Below are 15,310 nucleotides of genomic sequence, written 5' to 3'. Positions count from 1 at the left end.
CTTTCGGGGGGACGCCCGGGGGGAACCTCGACAGCGGACACTGCGGATGACTATGAAAAGACAGTCGGATCAGACCCTGGGGAGGCCGATGCGGGAAGACGTCTCACTTGCCACCGTTGCGGCCCGCGCCGGCGTTTCGGTTTCGACCGTATCGCGGATCGTCAACGGCCAGACCCGACGCGCCTCCCCGGCCACGGTGGCGCGGGTCCGCGACGCGATCGAGGCGGTCGGCTACCGGCCAAATCCGGTCGGACGCGCGCTCCAGCGCGGCCAAAGTCAGCTCGTGGCGATGATCGCGGCCAATCTCGACAATCCGGCGATGGCTACCATCGCAAGTTCGACCGAAACCGCGCTGCGCGAAGCCGGCTACGTGATGATCCTCTGCGACACGCACGACCGCGCCGAACTTCAGGACGAGTATCTCTTTGCGATGCGGGCCCAGATGGTGCGCGGCTATGTCCTCGTCGCGGCGGTGCCTAGCCCCGGATTAAGCGAACTTTCCACCTCGGGCGCGCCGACAGTGTTCGTGAATCGTCGAAATCCGAGCGGCAGCGGCCCGTTCGTCGGTATCGACGACGCCGCAGCGGGTGCCGCCGTCGCCGACTATTTCGCCGATCTCGGTCGGCGCGTCCCGGCCGTTGTTTTTCCACGGCTGAGCTCGTCCGCATCGCGGGACCGTGTATCGGGCTTCCTCGCCAGACTACGCGAGCGCGGATGGTCCGACGAGGCGATCGTCCGGGCCGACGGGGAGGGACGATCGCACCTCCAGGTCGGCTACGATGCCGGCGCGCGAATTTTCGACGGCCGCGACAGGCCGGACGCCATTCTCTGTGTGAGCGACCAGATTGCCTACGGCGTGAATCGTCGCGCGCTCGAATGCGGCCTGAAAATCCCTGGCGATTGCGAACTGGTCAGCATCGACGGCACGCCACTCAACAAGTGGGTCGCGCCCTGGCTGAAGTCGATCGAAATTCCCTACGCCGTCTACGGGGCGGAGATCGTCTCGGGCTTGCAATTGATCTGGCGAGGCGAACCCTTTGGCGAACGCCTGCTGCCCTGCAAGTTCGGCTGACACACAACCGTTCGCGGGGGAGATCTGGCTGCATCTGCGAGCGGCGCGGTCGTGCCGCCTTTCGTCCGCTCAATCAGCCGGCGGATGGATAACGACACCGTACTGCTCGGCAATTGCAGCAATGGTCTCGATTGCCGGCTTATGTCCGCTCCGTTTTCCCAGCTCGTCGAAGGCGGCGAACATCCGATCGAGACCGGCGCCTGGCATCGCGAACACCAGGAGGCGCGCCGTATCGGTGCCCACATTGCGATAGCCGTGACGCCGATGGCGCGGGGCAAAGAGAAATGCGCCGGTGCCGAGACGCAACGGATCGGTCGCGCCTTCGACTTCAACCAGCACTTCGCCACTCAGCACATAGAATGCTTCGTCCTCACGGGTATGCGTGTGCGCCGGCGCGCCGCGGCCCGGCGGCACGATCGATTCCCATACCGAGAATTGCTGACCGGTATCGCTCGCCATTGCCTTGTAGCTGTGAGTCACACCGAGCACGTCGAGCGTAGGTCCGGTGCCCGGCGCCCGAAAGAGCGGGCTCAATTGCGAAAAATCGTAGCTTGCATCGCTGTTCATGGCAGTTCCCTCCGCGATCGGGTTGCGATGCGTTGTCGTCAAGTGGCAGTGAACCCGCCTGACGCGGCAACGTTCCTCGCACAAAGGATGTGATGCGCCTGCTGAGGTTGCGCGATGGTGGAACCGGCCTTGCCCCTTGCTGGAGCACCACTTGTCGCAGCTGCAGCACCTACCAAATGAACGGAGGTGGTCGCACCTGCGCGTCGGTATCCATACTGGGCCGGTCATTTCCGGTGTCGTCGGCAACCGAAGGATCACCTTCGATATCTGGGGCGATGCGGTTAACACCGCGTGGTTCATGGGAGCGTTCGGAGTCGCGGGGCGGATCAACGTCTCGGAAACTGTGGCCGGACACGGCCATGGGCTATTCGAACTCGAGTCGCGCGGTCCGATCGAAGCCAAGCACGAACGCGCGCACGAAATGTTCTTTCTCAATGGCTTGAAGAAGGAATATTCGCCGTCCCAACGCTGCTGGTTGCTGAGCGCAGGCTTGCCGAAGATCGGGAAGATTTCCCAACGCGCTGTGGGCATGGCTCCTTGGACTGCGCTTGTCCGCTCTGATCCAATCCGGTCGACACTTTCGCGCGGGCTGCGTGATGAGCTCGGTCCTCAGCCAGCGAAGGAGCAAGTTCCGCTCCAGTGACGAGGTTGCAGCGATGAGCAGGAGCTTGCGCACGAATGCTGCCAGAGCGGCAATCCTCGCTGCCGGACTTTTCGTCACGGCTCCTTTGCTCGCGAGTGATCGTCAGCACGGTCAAGGCGCAAGCGATACCGAGATCAGGATCGGCCAGACGATGCCCTATAGCGGCCCGCTTTCGGCATCCTCCGTGATCGGCAAGGTACAGGCAGCCTATTTCCGCATGATCAACCATCATGGCGGCGTCAATGGACGCAAGATCAATTTGATTTCCTACGACGATGCGGCGACGCCGTCCAAGACCGTCGAGCAGGTCCGCAGGCTCATAGAGAACGACGAAGTGTTGTTCACATTCCAGACGCTTGGCAATGCCTCGAACATCGCGGTCCAGAAATATCTCAACGACCGCAAGATCCCCCAGCTTTTCGTGGCCGGGCGGTCGACGCGTTTCGAGGATCCGGTCAACTTCCCCTGGACGACGGGATTTGCTCCCAATCTGCGCACGGAGATTCGCATCTACGCGCGCTTCATCCTGGATAACTATCCGAATGCCCGAATCGGCCTGCTCTATCAGAACGATGAGAGCGGCAGGGATTATCTGACCGGGTTGAAGGAAGCGCTCGGCACAAGAGCAGCCGAACTCATCGTCAGTGACGTTTCATACGATGTGTCGGACCCGACCGTCGACTCGCAGGTCGTGCGCCTCAAGGCGGCCGGTGTCGACGTCCTCGTCAACATGGCTGCATCGAAATTCGCCGCCCAGGTCATCAGAAAGATGGCAGAGCTCGATTGGAAGCCCGTTCACCTCCTTGGCGTCGGCTCGTCCTCGATCGACGCGGTCCTGAGCCCCGCGGGCATCGAGAACGCAAAGGGCATCATCTCGGCGAGCTCGTTCAAGGAGGCCGATGATCCGAGCTGGCGTGATGACGAAGGCATGAAGCGATGGAGCGTCTTCATGGACGGCTATTATCCGGGAGGCGACCGGAAAAGCATCTTCACGGTCTACGGCTATAGTGCCGCCGAGCTGCTGGTGCAGGTCTTGAAGCAATGCGGCGACAATCTCTCGCGCGAGAATGTCATGGCGCAAGCGACGAGCCTGAAAAACGTGAAGCTTGATCTGCTGCTCCCGGGGCTCTCCGTCAACACCGCCCCGACCGACTATCGTGTGGTCAAGGAGTTCCGAATGATGCGTTTCACGGGCGATCGATGGGAGGCGTTCGGACCGATCGTCACTGATTGATCCGCGCGGCTGCGAGCGATCGCGGTTCGCGCGATGTCCCGGCGATTGCCGCAGTACTTCATGCGTCGCTTTCGCGACGAGCCCGCTCTCTTGCGTCTGATGGGGTCATGCAGAAGCGGCGGCGGAAGGTGCGCGTGAAATAGGAGAGGTCGCCGAAGCCAACCTTGAAAGCGACGTCGCTGATGGCGCGATTGGAAAAACGGGGATCGCTCAGCATCCGGTTGGCTTGGACTAACCGTTGTTCAAGGACATATTCCGTGAACGTGGTGCCTTCGCTCTCGAACAGCTTCTGAATGTAGCGCGGCGTGACGCTATGGTGCAAAGCGACATAGGTGATCGACAGCTCGCGCCGGCCGAGATTTTCGACAATGTTCGACATGATTGCTCGCAGCCTTGCCGAGCGTATCCCACGTCCTTCAACGAGAATTGCCGCGTCCTGTGTGGCGCCGAGTGCGGATGCGAGCAGGTCGTGGATATGCGTGACAGCCAGGCGCTGTAACTCGGGGTCGCAAAGCTTGTCAGCTTCGTTGACAATGCCGAGATAGCTCGTGAGCAGCCGCAGCGCTTCGCTGTGCTTCGAAATCGGACGGACGATCATTGAACCCGCCTCGACGACCATCGGCGATATGGCGTCGCGCGGCACCGAGAGGGTCAGAAAGCGACCTCCCGAATGCAAGGTGCAAATGCTTGGTTCGGTCGCCGACATCAGCAACGCTTCCCCTACTCCTATGGTGGCTTCGCGGCCTCGTTGCGAGATGATGCCCACGCCGTTCGTGACCACGGCAAAGATGAGATTGTCGGCGGATTTGGTTGCGAGCTCGCGCGTCATGCGGTAGTGCGAGTCCGACCTGTGGCCGGCAGCCACTCCCAATCCCGGAAGCGAGCGCAACGTCACGCCAGCGCGAAACGGAGTGTCGTTAATCGGCTCGATGTCGAATTTTGCGATCGTGCGGCCATAGATCTCGCGCCACATCGCCAGACGCCGATGAACCGGAAAGGCGTCGGTCGAAATGTGCAAGGGCGCGAACGGGACTGGCGCGTCGGTCATGGCCCTGTTTGTTACATAAGATCGAGCGGGGAGCGAGCCTTCCGAAAGGGCCGTCGGGTATTGAGGCGTCACCACCCAGTGTTGCAGGATAGCACCACGCCGCTGGGGAATGACTGCGAGTACGCAGGGGTCCAGACGTCATTCGCTCCAGACCAAGCCGAGCCTCCGCCGGGGCTGCTAGCTTGGGATTGCCGCCTTCCTCCCACGCCCGAGCGCAAACTGCCCGACCGGCCCCTCGACATAAAATTCCAGCCCCGTCATTTTTGCGAACAGATCGATATTGCCGGTGCCGATGGCGCAGCCGCCGAGGCCCATGTCGGTGGCGGCCAGATAGAACGTCTGGATCAGGCAGCCGACGTCTTTCAGGATCAGCGAATAGGCGATCGAAGAGTATTTCCGGGAGATCCGGCCGAAGCGCGCGGCGATCGTGATCAGGATCTGCGGCGGACCGGATGCTCCCATGGCAAATTCGGCGGCCATCGAAAGCGCCTGGAGTTGATTGGCGGAGGCGTCGATTGCGACCAGTGCGTGGCCGCCGGCGTCATAGTGATAAAGCCCGGGCGCAAGCCCCTCGCAGTTCGAGACCGTCAGGTACAGCTCCAGCTCATAGGCGCTGCCTGCGCCCGGATACGGTCTCGAGCTGTAGGTGACCTCCGGGCCGCCGTCGACATCGGCGCCGCTCTTCCATTCCGACAGCACGCGGGCGGTGGCGTCGAGAAACCGCGCGAGCTCGGCGAGCGTGACGGGATGCTGATCGTCGAAATCCCGTGTCGAGTGGCGCGCGCGTAGCAGTTTTGCGAAGGGCGACGCGGGCTCCGGCGTGGCGAATTTGCCGAGGGAGATTTTCTTGCCGCGCCAGGGCGGGCGCACGGCAGGCAGCGGCGGAATAGCCCCCGCATGCGCGTACGTGCCGCCAACCGGATTGGCGTGCCGGCCCTCCGTGCTCCGCGCGTGAAACACGAGGTCGTGGAAATCCCAGAGAGCGAGGTTGCTGTCGTCTTCGTTCGCTCGAAGGCCGTCTCTGTCTTTCGCATCGCGCTTGATCAGCATCTCGCTGTCGAGCAGCAGTCCGAGCAGATCGAGGTTCAGCAAGGCCGTCTGCTTGCGAAGCTTGCTGATCATTTGCGGTTGCGACAGGGCAGCCAGCGTGGCGGCGATGGCGGGATCGCAAATCCGGAACAGCGCGCCGGCGCGCGGCGATTCCAGCACCATCTCGTTGCCGCGCCGGCGCAGGTAGGCGAAGCGCGACAACACGATCGTGTCGGCGCTCGATAGCTTGGCGCGTTGCGGCCAGTATCCGGCGGTCTGGGGCTCGATGACCACCAAATCTTGCGCGTCACGGGGAGAGAACAGGCGATAGTCGAGCAGCCCATGCTGCGCCAACCGCCGCACCAGAGCATGAAGCTGCCGCGCGAGGGTGCTCTTGCCGGCAAGGGAGGTGAGCGGCAGGCCGGTGGCCAGATGCCCCGCGCGCGCGATTGCCGCGGCGCTGAATTGTCCGAGGCTGACCGAATAATCGCCCGAGACCGCGGCAATGCTTCCGTCGGCCTGCATGTGAAGCGAGAAGCGGCCGTTCAGCCGGGCGGCGATGATGGGCGCGATTGTCCTGCTCGGCTTTTTCAGGGGAACGCGCAACGAGACCAGCCTTCAGGTGTGTGGCAGAAACGGAGTGAGCTCGCTTTCCAGCCGCGGGCGGTCCAGCAGCCCAAGCTTCACCGGGACGTCGTAAAGCCGGCCGGGCCCGAAGCGGCGATAGAAATGCCGCAAGCCCGGAACGAGCACCCTGACGACGGGGACCTCGACATCGGGCCGCGTCTGGTCGAGCACGAGAAAATCATATCCTGCGCGGCCCGCGATCTCCACGCAGGCATTGACCTGGTCGCGCGTGTTGTCGTGAACTGTGATCCCAGGCGCCGGCGGGAGCAGCGGATTGTCGCTGGGGGTCAGGAACGGATAATCGTCCAGCCGCAGCGGCGTGACACCGTCAAGCGACGGCTTCTCGCCGCTTCCGCCGCTCATCATCCCGATCGACATGAACTGGGTCAGCTCGGTGAGCGAACGCAGCAGGGCGATGCGGCGATCGAAATGCGAGCCGGACCCGAACTCGATGTTCTCGTGTCCGTTCTGCATCCAGTGCATGATCGCAACATAGGAGGGAATGCCGAGATCGCTGGTGATGTCGAGCACCCAGAGCCGGCGGCCCGCATCGGCAAACTGGCTCTGGAGATCCCGCACATAGGAATCCTCGAATTGCGAGAGATCGAGTTCGGCACGCTGCACGCGGTTGTACCACCAGATCGCGTACGCATCGCGTTCGACCAGTTCGAGGAAACCTTGAACGATGGCCTCCTCGCGGGTGTTGCCGGCAGCGCATCCGTTCGAATCGGTGTGGAAGCCGCCATAGAAGAAATACAAAAGACCGGTCGGAAGATATTTGAAACGCTTGTCGCGCAACGACCAGACCGGCGACCACTCGGTTTTGGTCGCGGGATCGAACGGCTCGGGAACCGGATGCGAATCGTCCGGCAGCGGGACATGCCGGTTTTGAAATTGCATATCGCTGAAGAACTGGACGTCGTTGGGAAGGAGCGCGTCACCGGGAGCGAAATCGGCAAAGCGGCGCGTCGTCCTGATCTCGTCGCCCTGGAAGATGCCGGAATAGCGCTCGATCGCCTCCATCAGTGCACTGGCCTCGCCCTGCTCGGCCGTGGAGCCCTTGCCGAAGCTGCCGCCGCTCAGGCCGGACCTGAGCTGGTCGACGTTCCAGGCCGGCGCGGAGAAATTGTGGTGCGCAAAAAAATTGGTGTTCATCGGCAGGTCGACCTCGATCCGCTCGAGCCGCGACACCACGCCGGTCAGTGGGCTGACGTGCTTGCGGAACCGCGCCACGGTCGCTCGCGACGTCACGGTGCGGTATCCGCCGCTGGTCATGACCAGCTTTCTGCCCTCGGCAAGCTCGATCGGCGCTGCTGTTCGTCGCGGATTCCTGAGCTTCCTGCTGCCGCAGGTCGCGCATTGCGGGCGCTTCGCGACGTAGTGCTTGGCGATGGCCGCCCCGGTCAAATCGAAGCTTGCGATGTGATTGGTGAGATCGGTGCGAAATCCGGAGGCGATCGCCTTCGCGATTTCAATAGCAGCGAAATGGATCGCGGTCTCGCCCACGGTGTCGCTGACCAGCGGCGATATAGCCACCGCTTGCGCCGCGCCGCGGTCCAGAAATCCCTTGATCTCGCGATTGCGGATCATGCGATCATGCAGGCAGGTCCAGCAGGCGCTCTCGCCCGGCTTGAACACGGGCCCCACCAGCGGAAACGCGCCGGACGGCTGGACCAGCAGCCAGGGCGTCCCGTCGGCGACGCGCTGGCCGTTCAGTTCGGCGAGCTGCCGTTCGAGGTAGTCGTTCACAAGCGTGATGATGAGCCTGGGCGATCGCCTGGTGATGTGAACCCCGAGCTTGCCCAACGCTGCGCTCAGTTCGCTCGCGCCTTTGACGTCGATTGATTCGACCCGCACAGGCCAATTGCGCAGGTTCTCTTCGGCGACCTCCGGAGGCAGGCCGAGGCTTGCCCAATATCCGGCGACGGCGCCTGCGTGCGATGCTCCGTTGACGACGTAGCGGCGCTCCAGCAGCCGCCTGATTGCTTCCTCGATCCCGGTGACGGGAAAACTCTTCGAGAGCTGGCGGATGATCTCCGGCGCCGTCTTGCCGTTCTTTCCGATTGCGCTTGCCACGGCGCAATAGAGATCGCCGTGCAGGAAGAACTTGCGGTTCTCGGAATAGAGACAGACCGCATTGGGAGGAAGCAGATAGGCGGTGAAGTTTGGTGCGAATCGCAAAATGTCCTTGCGGGTCTGCTTCGCAGCGTTGCTCTTTCGCTTGACTGTCATCGGGTCAGCACGCGGATCCTGTTCCCGTCATGTCCGATTGCCGGCGCACAACGGAGCTTGAAGCGGCCCGACTTGTGCGCCGAATTCGACCGGCCTGCTTCGAACAAGTTGGAACACACTCGCTCGCCATCGGCAAGCTGAGGAGCCGGGCGAAACGAATCCTGTGGCGACAACAGCAAATTGGCCGGGGTCGTTAGCGAACCCGGCCAATGAAATCGCGACCTGTCGATGTCCGGTCAAGAAGCGCCAGCGCCTAGCACCAGCGGCAGCGGCCCCATGATGCGCAGCATCCTGTGCATGCCACCGGCGCAACAACGGCGCAGCCAATGCCAACGCCACAACCGACGCCGCAGCGACAGGCTCTGCAGCCTGCGCAGCCTCGGCAGCCACCGCAACCTCTGCAACCACCGCATCCTCTGCAGCCGCCGCATCCGCGCGCAAGCAGCACGCCGCTGAGAGTCTTCTCGTCACTAGCGAGATGGAAGGTGGCGAGATTGACGTCGGCGAGCTCTTCCTCGCTGAGCGCAGAGAACTGGCCAGGCGAAAAATTCACTCGTTGTTGAGGCTCGTCCGCCGGCACTGCGGACGCCATCGCGCTTCCCGCCATCGAAAAGGTCAGTCCGGCAAATCCGAGCGCCGGTACTGCAGCTTTGGTCATTCGCTTCTTTTTCGAAGCTTGCTTCGCTCGCTGCACGGCTGCATCCTCCATGGTCGGAAGAACGATCCTCTACAATCATCCTACGCCGAGCAATCAAAGCGGGCAAGATTCGCGTGAACACGAAATGTAATGGCGCTGGTTCAGATTGCATTCATCTTCATGAATGGCATTGCCACAAATTCCTGTCCAAATTCCTGTCGATGATACTGGGCTGCGGCGCATGATGCAGTGCGCAACCGTCTGTCCGCGCGAACGGGGACACTAGCTTGGTCGATCAACTCGGACGCTTTGTTTGGCATGAGCTTCTGACGACGGATATGCCGTCGGCGGCTGCTTTTTACGCCGGGGTGGTCGGCTGGGCTGTGAAAGATGTGTCGAGCCCGGAACTGGCTTACACGCTGCTGGCTGCAGGCGACGCTCCGGTCGTCGGGCTGATGGATCTCCCCGAAGAAGGGGTGCGAATGGGAGCAACACCGAGATGGCTCGGCTACGTCGCCGTCGATGACATGGATGCGCGGGTCGCGCAGATCCGCCGGCTTGGAGGCGCGATCCTCGTCGCGCCGACCGACAGCAACATCGGCCGCATTGCGGTGGTCGCCGATCCGCAAGGAGCGACGTTTGCGCTGGTCACCGGGCTGACATATGGCCAATCGCAGCAGAGTGGGTTGGACCAGCCCGGGCGCGTGGGCTGGCACGAGTTGCTGGCTGAAGACCGAAGCAAGGTCTTTCCGTTTTACGGCAAGCTTCTCGGCTGGCAACAGGCCTCCACTGAGGCCGACCCGGCAAGCGTGTACGAATTGTTTTCGGCGGCCGGGCAGACGATCGGCGGCATGCTCACCAAGCTTCCGAGCGTACCGCAGGCGTGTTGGCTTCATTACTTCAATGTCGACGACGTCGGGGTGGCGGCCCGGCGGGTCGATGCCGGCGGGGGCCGGGTTCTTCAGGAGCCGATCGAGTTGCCCGATGGTTGCTGGATCGTGCGATGTGTCGATCCCCAGGGCGCCCTGTTTGCGCTGCAGGGGGCGTGGGATCAGAAGGGCATCGCCCGATCCTCCGCCCCGGAGGTCACCTGGTCCGCCAAATGGGGTGACATTGCTTCACAGGGCCGGATGGTGCTTCACAAGACGAAGCGCTAGGACGAGACGCTTCGCGGGTCATCGACCTGGTTGTTTCAGGCGCACTTGGCGGGACCGGAGCCCTGCTTTTCGGATCGCGCCCGCTTCCTGGCACTCCGCTTGCTCAGCCAGGGCCAAAGCCAGGCCTCAACTGGGGGGCCGTTTCAGGTTGAGGCAAGCGATGCAGGAAGTGTCCCGTTCTGGTGCAGCTGGAGAGCTCCGGCTTGATGCGTTGATCGCCGATTTGTGGTGGCGTGTCCGGCTGCTCAACACCGACATTCTCGAGGAAGAGGCCCGGGTCGGGGTGTTCGACGCGCAGCAGCCGACCTATCCGCAGCGCGCGGCGAACCTACGCGCGCGCCGCGACAATCTGGTCTCGACGATCGGCATGCTCGAGCAGCGCGCCAAATCGACGTCCGAAGCGGCTTGAGAGCCGCCTCATACCGGAAATATCAGTGATCTCGCGAGCCTGACCAGGTCGACCTGGCGGCGGCAGCCTGTCTTTTCGAACACATGAAGCAAATGGCTCTTCACGGTGGCGACGGACACGCCGAGCAGTCCTGAGATCGCGTCGCGGGTATGGCCCTCGCAGATGAGCTCGAAGATGCGAATCTCGGCTGGCGTCAAATCGTAGAGCTGGTTGAGAGCGACGTGAGACATCTGCGGCGGTCCGGAGGCTGACGCCACGAACAGGGCGGCGGCAGCGCGCTGGATCAGGCCGGCGCGCATGTGACCGCGTCGCAGCGGCAGAACGTGGATGACGAGCGGGTCGCCGCTTCCGCGAAGGATCGGGATGCCAATGCCCTTCTGGCCAAGTGCCGCCTCGTCCTTCGCGGCCTGCACGATGGCCGATTGCAATGAAGTGGTCGTCGTCGCCGACTGAACCGCGATGCGGCCATGTCGCGTCAAGATCGGATCGCCGGCCGCGAGCATCGCGGTAGCGGCGGCGTTGGTGTGAACGATCTGCGACTCCTCGTCCACCAGGACGACACCGACCGTCAGGGTCTCCACGGTCTCGGAGAATGCCGCGGCTTCGACCGTCTTCATGTCGAACAGATTGCTGATGGTCACGGCGCGGCGGATGTGAGGTGCGAGCAAGCGTAATCCGTTGAGCTGCGCATCGCCGATGGCGCCGGCGGACTCGTGCTGGCTGAAGATCGCGTTGCCGACCATCGTCCCGTCGCGCACGAGGCCGACGGCGACGGCGTCGAACAGGCCCTTGGGCAAGGCCCATTCACGATAGTAGCGATTGCTGGAAATGATGTCCTGCCGGACGGCCTGGGATTGAACGATGGGTTCTCCGAGCGGGTATTGCTGAATGCGCTCGGCGCCGCCCCAGAGCTCGATGATGTCGGGCCCATAGCCGATCGCATTTTGAGACATCTGGGTCAGGTCGGACCCGGAGACGGCATTGACGACGGCCTTCATGTTGGTGAGGCTGGCCACTGAAAGCGCGCCGGTGGCGAATCCGAACTCGGTGCATACCTCGTCCAGAACTCCGGCCCACCGTTCAGGTGCGATCACACAGTCATAGACAGCACCGATGAGATCCGAGAATTTCTCGACTGAAACCCGCTGCATTCCAAACTACTCACTTGAATATCACCGGCGTCAAAATCACCGACGTCGCTTGAAAATCGCTCCCGAGCCGATCGATCCGCCAATGGCGAATGTCTCAGCTGTTGGCTCATGGTCTTACCACCGCGATTCCGCGGCGCAAAAGGGGTACTCCGAGCACAAACTCTTGTGACGCCTTTTGGCCGGATGCCGTGGCTTTCGTGAATGCCGGGAGATCTGCGCTCGACGGCGGAGATCCTATCCTCGGTCTGTGGGATGTCCTGAGTAAAACTTCGGCAGATGTCGCGCTGCGTATGCAGACTAAATCGAGTTGCAGCAGTGGATGATGCAAAAGTCCTTCCTGAAGATGCCATTGAATGATGGCGGGCAAATGACTCAAGGGCTCGCAACGCGCCGGTCCCCTTCCGGTTCCATTCCGCTCGATTCACGCCGCCCTTGTGCTATTGCTGTCCTGCGCAACGGTGCGAGGTTTTCATGCTCCCCATTCCCGCCGATATTTTCACCGAGCCCGAGGACGTCTCGTCCGACAGCCTTGCCAATCTCGGGCCGCTCCGCCGGCTCGCCGGCACCTGGCAGGCGGACAAGGGCATCGATATCAATCCGAAGGCGGAGGGGCCGGAGCGGCGGACCTTCATCGAGCATATCCGGATGGACCCGATCGATCCGCAGGCCAACGGGCCACAGCTGTTCTACGGGCTGCGCTATCACATTCACATCAACACGCCCGAGGAAGACATCACCTTCCACGACCAGGTCGGCTACTGGCTCTGGGAGCCCGCGACCGGGTTGATCATGCAGACGCTTGCGATCCCGCGCGGGCAGGTGCTGCTGGCCTCCGGCCAGGCCAAGCCGGATGATAAAAAGATCTCCGTCACAGCGAAGCGCGGCGACACCGCTTACGGGATCTGCTCGACCGACTTCCTGGAACAAGCCTTCCGCACCGATAGTTACCGCTGCGACATCAGCTTCAACGACGATGGTAGCTGGAGCTACGAGATCCAGACCGAGTTGTTCGTCCGCGGGGCGCCGTTCAACCATCATGATAGTAATACGCTTCTGCTGGTCGCGCCGCCAAAACTCAATCCGCTCGCGGTGATCGTGAACAATCGCGCCAAGGATGGTAAGCCGGCCTGACGAGCGGGCACGGAGAATTTGCATGAAGCCTTACGTCATTTGCCTGATGCACGCGAGCCTCGACGGCCGCACCCATCCCAGCCGCTGGCGCCCGAAGGGCGCCGGCACCGACTGGTTCGAGAAGATCCATGACGAGCTCGGCGGCGATGCCTGGGTGATCGGCCGCGTCACCGGCTCCGAGTTCGCCAAGGGCAAGCCCTATCCCGGGACGGCGCGCGAAATACTCCCGCGCGAAAACTGGTTGGCGCGGCGCGATGCGGAAACCTATGGCGTGGTGCTCGACGCGCACGGCAAGATCGGCTGGGGCCGCTCTGACATCGGCGGCGATCCGATCGTCGTGGTGCTGACCGAGAGCGTACCGGATTCGCATCTCGCCGGCCTGCGTGGCGAGGGCGTGTCTTATATCTTCGCCGGAAAGTCCGAGATCGACCTCGCATTGGCCATCGAGATTCTCAATCGCGAGCTGGGCGTCAAGCGCCTGCTGGTGGAGGGCGGCGGCGTCGCCAATGGCGCGTTCCTCCGCGCCGGCCTGATCGACGAATTCAACCTGATCCTCAGCCCCGCGATCGATGGTGCCAGGGGTGCACCCTTCGTGTTCGATTCGACGGACGCCGACAGCGACAAGCGCGCGCCGCTCGCCGCGATGACGCTGGAGAGCACGCGGCAGCTCGGCGGCGGCGTGCTGCTGCTGCGCTACCTGATCCAGAACGACGCCGCGCGCCAATAAGCAACGGCAATGTCGAACAAGTCAGAGCATATCGTCATCGTCGGCGCGGGCGCGGCCGGCTTGATGGCCGCGCGCGAGCTTGCGCGGGTGGGGAAACGCGTCACAATTCTGGAGGCGCGCGACCGTTGCGGCGGACGCATCCATCCGCTGCCGGCGTCGGCGTTCGGCTATCCCGCCGATGGCGGCGCCGAGTTCGTCCATGGCGAAGCGCCGGTCACGCGCGGTCTGCTGAGCGAGGCGGGGCTGTCGCTGCAGGCCATCGAAGGCACGCAATGGAGCTTTGACGGCACAAAACTCTCGCGTGAAGGCCGGGACAATCCGCATGAGGCCGAGCTTCATGCCGCGCTGAGGGACCTGAAGGACGACCTCACCGTCGCCGAGTTCCTGCACCGACATTTTGCAGGCGATCAATATGCGCGGATGCGGCACACGATCGAACGGATGGTCGAAGGCTACGACGCCGCCGAACCCGAGCGCGCCTCGACGCTGGCCTTGCGTGCGGAGTGGATGGACGGCGGGCACCATTCGCAGGGGCGCGTCGTCGGCGGCTACGGCGCGTTGATTGCGTTTCTGGCGGCCGAATGCTGCAGGCATGGCGTTGTGATCCACCTCAATTGCGCGGTGGTGGCGATCGAAGAGGGCACCACCGTTGCGGTCCGTTGCGCGGGCGGCGAGGCGTTCACCTGTGACAAGGTGATCCTCACCGTACCGCTACCGCTGTTGCGCGAGATCGCGCTGCCGCAAGCCGCGCGCGAAAAGGCGGCCGCGGCGGCCGACATCGGCTTCGGCAATGTCATCAAGATCCTGCTGCGCTTCACACGGCCATGGTGGCGCGACAGGGCGGCGGATCTCGCCGATCTCACCTTTCTGCTGTCGGACGAGACGATCCCGGTGTGGTGGACGCAGAATCCATCCGAACTTCCCGTGCTGACTGGCTGGTTCGGCGGGCCGCGCACCGCCGCGCTGGCCGGACTCAATCGACGGGGCTTGATCGACGCCGGTATCGACTCGCTCGCCGCGATCTTTGGACTTTCACGCAATGATCTCGTAGGCGACCTCGTGGCGGCGGAAGCCGCCAACTGGGCGCGCGATCCCTTTGCGCGCGGCGCCTATTCCTGGGCGACGCCGCAGACGCGGACGGCGCAGGAGAGTCTCGCGCGCGCCGACGGGGTGGTGTTGTTCTCCGGCGAGGCGCTCTATCGTGGCCGCGATATGGGCACGGTGGAGGCGGCACTTGCGAGCGGCTTGGAGACGGCTGGCCTCATCCTGCAGCGTTGAGAAAGAAGGCCCGCATCTCTGCGGGCCTCCTGGTCTCACCAGCGATTGGCGCCGAAGCCAAACGTCACGCTGGGGCCGCCACCACCATAATAGCCGTAGGGTCCGCCGCCGTAATAACCTTGGTGTCGCGGATAGTAGCCGTAGCTGCGATAGTGCGGCCGATAGTAGCCGTGATGATTAGGGTGCCAGCGATGATGGCGATGGCCGTAATGGCCGTGCCTGTGCTGCGCGCTGATGTCGGTCGATTGGCTGACTTGCGCGTACGGCTTGGCCTTGCCGCCGCTTGCCGCGTTGGCTGCGGACGCGGTGAGCGCAGCCGCACCGATGGCCATCGCGACAAAAAGATACTTCATGTCATCACTCCAGTT

At 63.1% G+C, this 15,310-nt stretch carries 14 protein-coding genes; 8 read left to right on the top strand and 6 right to left on the bottom strand.

All coding sequences use genetic code 11. The annotated features are described in order from the left end of the window. Positions 1-46: 46 nt before the first annotated feature. Entirely contained in the window at positions 47-1,072 is a 1,026-nt protein-coding gene (locus ABID59_RS29370) for a LacI family DNA-binding transcriptional regulator (RefSeq protein WP_246229705.1), read from the top strand. Between the two features lie 69 nt (positions 1,073-1,141). On the opposite strand, the gene ABID59_RS29365 is transcribed toward ABID59_RS29370, so the two are convergent. Further along, on the bottom strand, positions 1,142-1,639 hold the full coding sequence (locus ABID59_RS29365) for a cupin domain-containing protein (protein ID WP_354032511.1): 498 nt from the start codon (positions 1,637-1,639) through the stop codon (positions 1,142-1,144). Between the two features lie 151 nt (positions 1,640-1,790). Between ABID59_RS29365 and ABID59_RS29360 the strand changes: the two genes are divergently transcribed. Both ABID59_RS29360 and ABID59_RS29355 read left to right on the top strand, forming a co-directional pair. Further along, positions 1,791-2,282: an adenylate/guanylate cyclase domain-containing protein gene (locus tag ABID59_RS29360; RefSeq protein ID WP_354032510.1), complete on the top strand. Its 492-nt coding sequence runs from the start codon at positions 1,791-1,793 to the stop codon at positions 2,280-2,282. A 13-nt stretch (positions 2,283-2,295) separates the two neighbouring features. Next, positions 2,296-3,516: an ABC transporter substrate-binding protein gene (locus tag ABID59_RS29355; RefSeq protein WP_354085666.1), complete on the top strand. Its 1,221-nt coding sequence runs from the start codon at positions 2,296-2,298 to the stop codon at positions 3,514-3,516. 58 nt (positions 3,517-3,574) lie between these two features. Here ABID59_RS29355 and ABID59_RS29350 read toward each other — a convergent pair whose 3' ends face one another. From ABID59_RS29350 to ABID59_RS29340, 3 genes are all read right to left on the bottom strand, one after another. Next, positions 3,575-4,564: an AraC family transcriptional regulator gene (locus ABID59_RS29350; RefSeq protein ID WP_354085665.1), complete on the bottom strand. Its 990-nt coding sequence runs from the start codon at positions 4,562-4,564 to the stop codon at positions 3,575-3,577. Between the two features lie 177 nt (positions 4,565-4,741). Then, positions 4,742-6,118: a SagB/ThcOx family dehydrogenase gene (locus tag ABID59_RS29345; RefSeq protein WP_354085701.1), complete on the bottom strand. Its 1,377-nt coding sequence runs from the start codon at positions 6,116-6,118 to the stop codon at positions 4,742-4,744. Positions 6,119-6,211: 93 nt separating this feature from the next. Further along, complete coding sequence (locus ABID59_RS29340) at positions 6,212-8,452, bottom strand: TOMM precursor leader peptide-binding protein (protein ID WP_354085664.1); 2,241 nt, start codon at positions 8,450-8,452, stop codon at positions 6,212-6,214. Between the two features lie 924 nt (positions 8,453-9,376). On the opposite strand from ABID59_RS29340, the gene ABID59_RS29335 reads away from it, so the two are divergent. Together ABID59_RS29335 and ABID59_RS29330 are read left to right on the top strand one after the other, a co-directional pair. Continuing rightward, positions 9,377-10,246, top strand: a complete 870-nt coding sequence (locus tag ABID59_RS29335) for a VOC family protein (protein ID WP_354085663.1) — start codon at positions 9,377-9,379, stop codon at positions 10,244-10,246. Between the two features lie 160 nt (positions 10,247-10,406). Then, a complete protein-coding gene (locus tag ABID59_RS29330; protein WP_354085662.1) occupies positions 10,407-10,655 on the top strand; it encodes a hypothetical protein in 249 nt (82 codons plus the stop codon). A gap of 8 nt (positions 10,656-10,663) precedes the next feature. On the opposite strand, the gene ABID59_RS29325 is transcribed toward ABID59_RS29330, so the two are convergent. Next, positions 10,664-11,806: a helix-turn-helix transcriptional regulator gene (locus tag ABID59_RS29325; protein ID WP_354085661.1), complete on the bottom strand. Its 1,143-nt coding sequence runs from the start codon at positions 11,804-11,806 to the stop codon at positions 10,664-10,666. Between the two features lie 471 nt (positions 11,807-12,277). Between ABID59_RS29325 and ABID59_RS29320 the strand changes: the two genes are divergently transcribed. The 3 genes from ABID59_RS29320 to ABID59_RS29310 are packed head-to-tail and all read left to right on the top strand — an operon-like array spanning position 12,278 to position 14,942. Further along, on the top strand, positions 12,278-12,937 hold the full coding sequence (locus ABID59_RS29320; protein ID WP_354085660.1) for an FABP family protein: 660 nt from the start codon (positions 12,278-12,280) through the stop codon (positions 12,935-12,937). Positions 12,938-12,959: 22 nt separating this feature from the next. After that, positions 12,960-13,664, top strand: a complete 705-nt coding sequence (locus ABID59_RS29315) for a RibD family protein (protein ID WP_148749929.1) — start codon at positions 12,960-12,962, stop codon at positions 13,662-13,664. Between the two features lie 9 nt (positions 13,665-13,673). After that, positions 13,674-14,942: a flavin monoamine oxidase family protein gene (locus ABID59_RS29310; protein ID WP_354085659.1), complete on the top strand. Its 1,269-nt coding sequence runs from the start codon at positions 13,674-13,676 to the stop codon at positions 14,940-14,942. 35 nt (positions 14,943-14,977) lie between these two features. Here ABID59_RS29310 and ABID59_RS29305 read toward each other — a convergent pair whose 3' ends face one another. Next, positions 14,978-15,295: a hypothetical protein gene (locus tag ABID59_RS29305; RefSeq protein WP_354085658.1), complete on the bottom strand. Its 318-nt coding sequence runs from the start codon at positions 15,293-15,295 to the stop codon at positions 14,978-14,980. Positions 15,296-15,310 lie beyond the last annotated feature (15 nt).

Origin of the sequence: Bradyrhizobium sp. S3.3.6, assembly GCF_040546905.1 — a bacterium.
Taxonomy (GTDB): Bacteria; Pseudomonadota; Alphaproteobacteria; order Rhizobiales; family Xanthobacteraceae; genus Bradyrhizobium; species Bradyrhizobium cytisi.
Note: the sequence above shows the minus strand (reverse complement) of the source record. Positions and strands in the feature narration are given on the sequence as shown.

Coding starts and splice junctions, on each gene's coding strand:
- ABID59_RS29350 (WP_354085665.1), bottom strand. CDS start 4,564: ATGACCGACGCGCCAGTCCCGTTCGCGCCCTTGCACATTTCGACCGAC.
- ABID59_RS29330 (WP_354085662.1), top strand. CDS start 10,407: ATGCAGGAAGTGTCCCGTTCTGGTGCAGCTGGAGAGCTCCGGCTTGAT.
- ABID59_RS29315 (WP_148749929.1), top strand. CDS start 12,960: ATGAAGCCTTACGTCATTTGCCTGATGCACGCGAGCCTCGACGGCCGC.
- ABID59_RS29345 (WP_354085701.1), bottom strand. CDS start 6,118: ATGCAGGCCGACGGAAGCATTGCCGCGGTCTCGGGCGATTATTCGGTC.
- ABID59_RS29355 (WP_354085666.1), top strand. CDS start 2,296: ATGAGCAGGAGCTTGCGCACGAATGCTGCCAGAGCGGCAATCCTCGCT.
- ABID59_RS29305 (WP_354085658.1), bottom strand. CDS start 15,295: ATGAAGTATCTTTTTGTCGCGATGGCCATCGGTGCGGCTGCGCTCACC.
- ABID59_RS29365 (WP_354032511.1), bottom strand. CDS start 1,639: ATGAACAGCGATGCAAGCTACGATTTTTCGCAATTGAGCCCGCTCTTT.
- ABID59_RS29370 (WP_246229705.1), top strand. CDS start 47: ATGACTATGAAAAGACAGTCGGATCAGACCCTGGGGAGGCCGATGCGG.
- ABID59_RS29325 (WP_354085661.1), bottom strand. CDS start 11,806: ATGCAGCGGGTTTCAGTCGAGAAATTCTCGGATCTCATCGGTGCTGTC.
- ABID59_RS29310 (WP_354085659.1), top strand. CDS start 13,674: ATGTCGAACAAGTCAGAGCATATCGTCATCGTCGGCGCGGGCGCGGCC.
- ABID59_RS29320 (WP_354085660.1), top strand. CDS start 12,278: ATGCTCCCCATTCCCGCCGATATTTTCACCGAGCCCGAGGACGTCTCG.
- ABID59_RS29340 (WP_354085664.1), bottom strand. CDS start 8,452: ATGACAGTCAAGCGAAAGAGCAACGCTGCGAAGCAGACCCGCAAGGAC.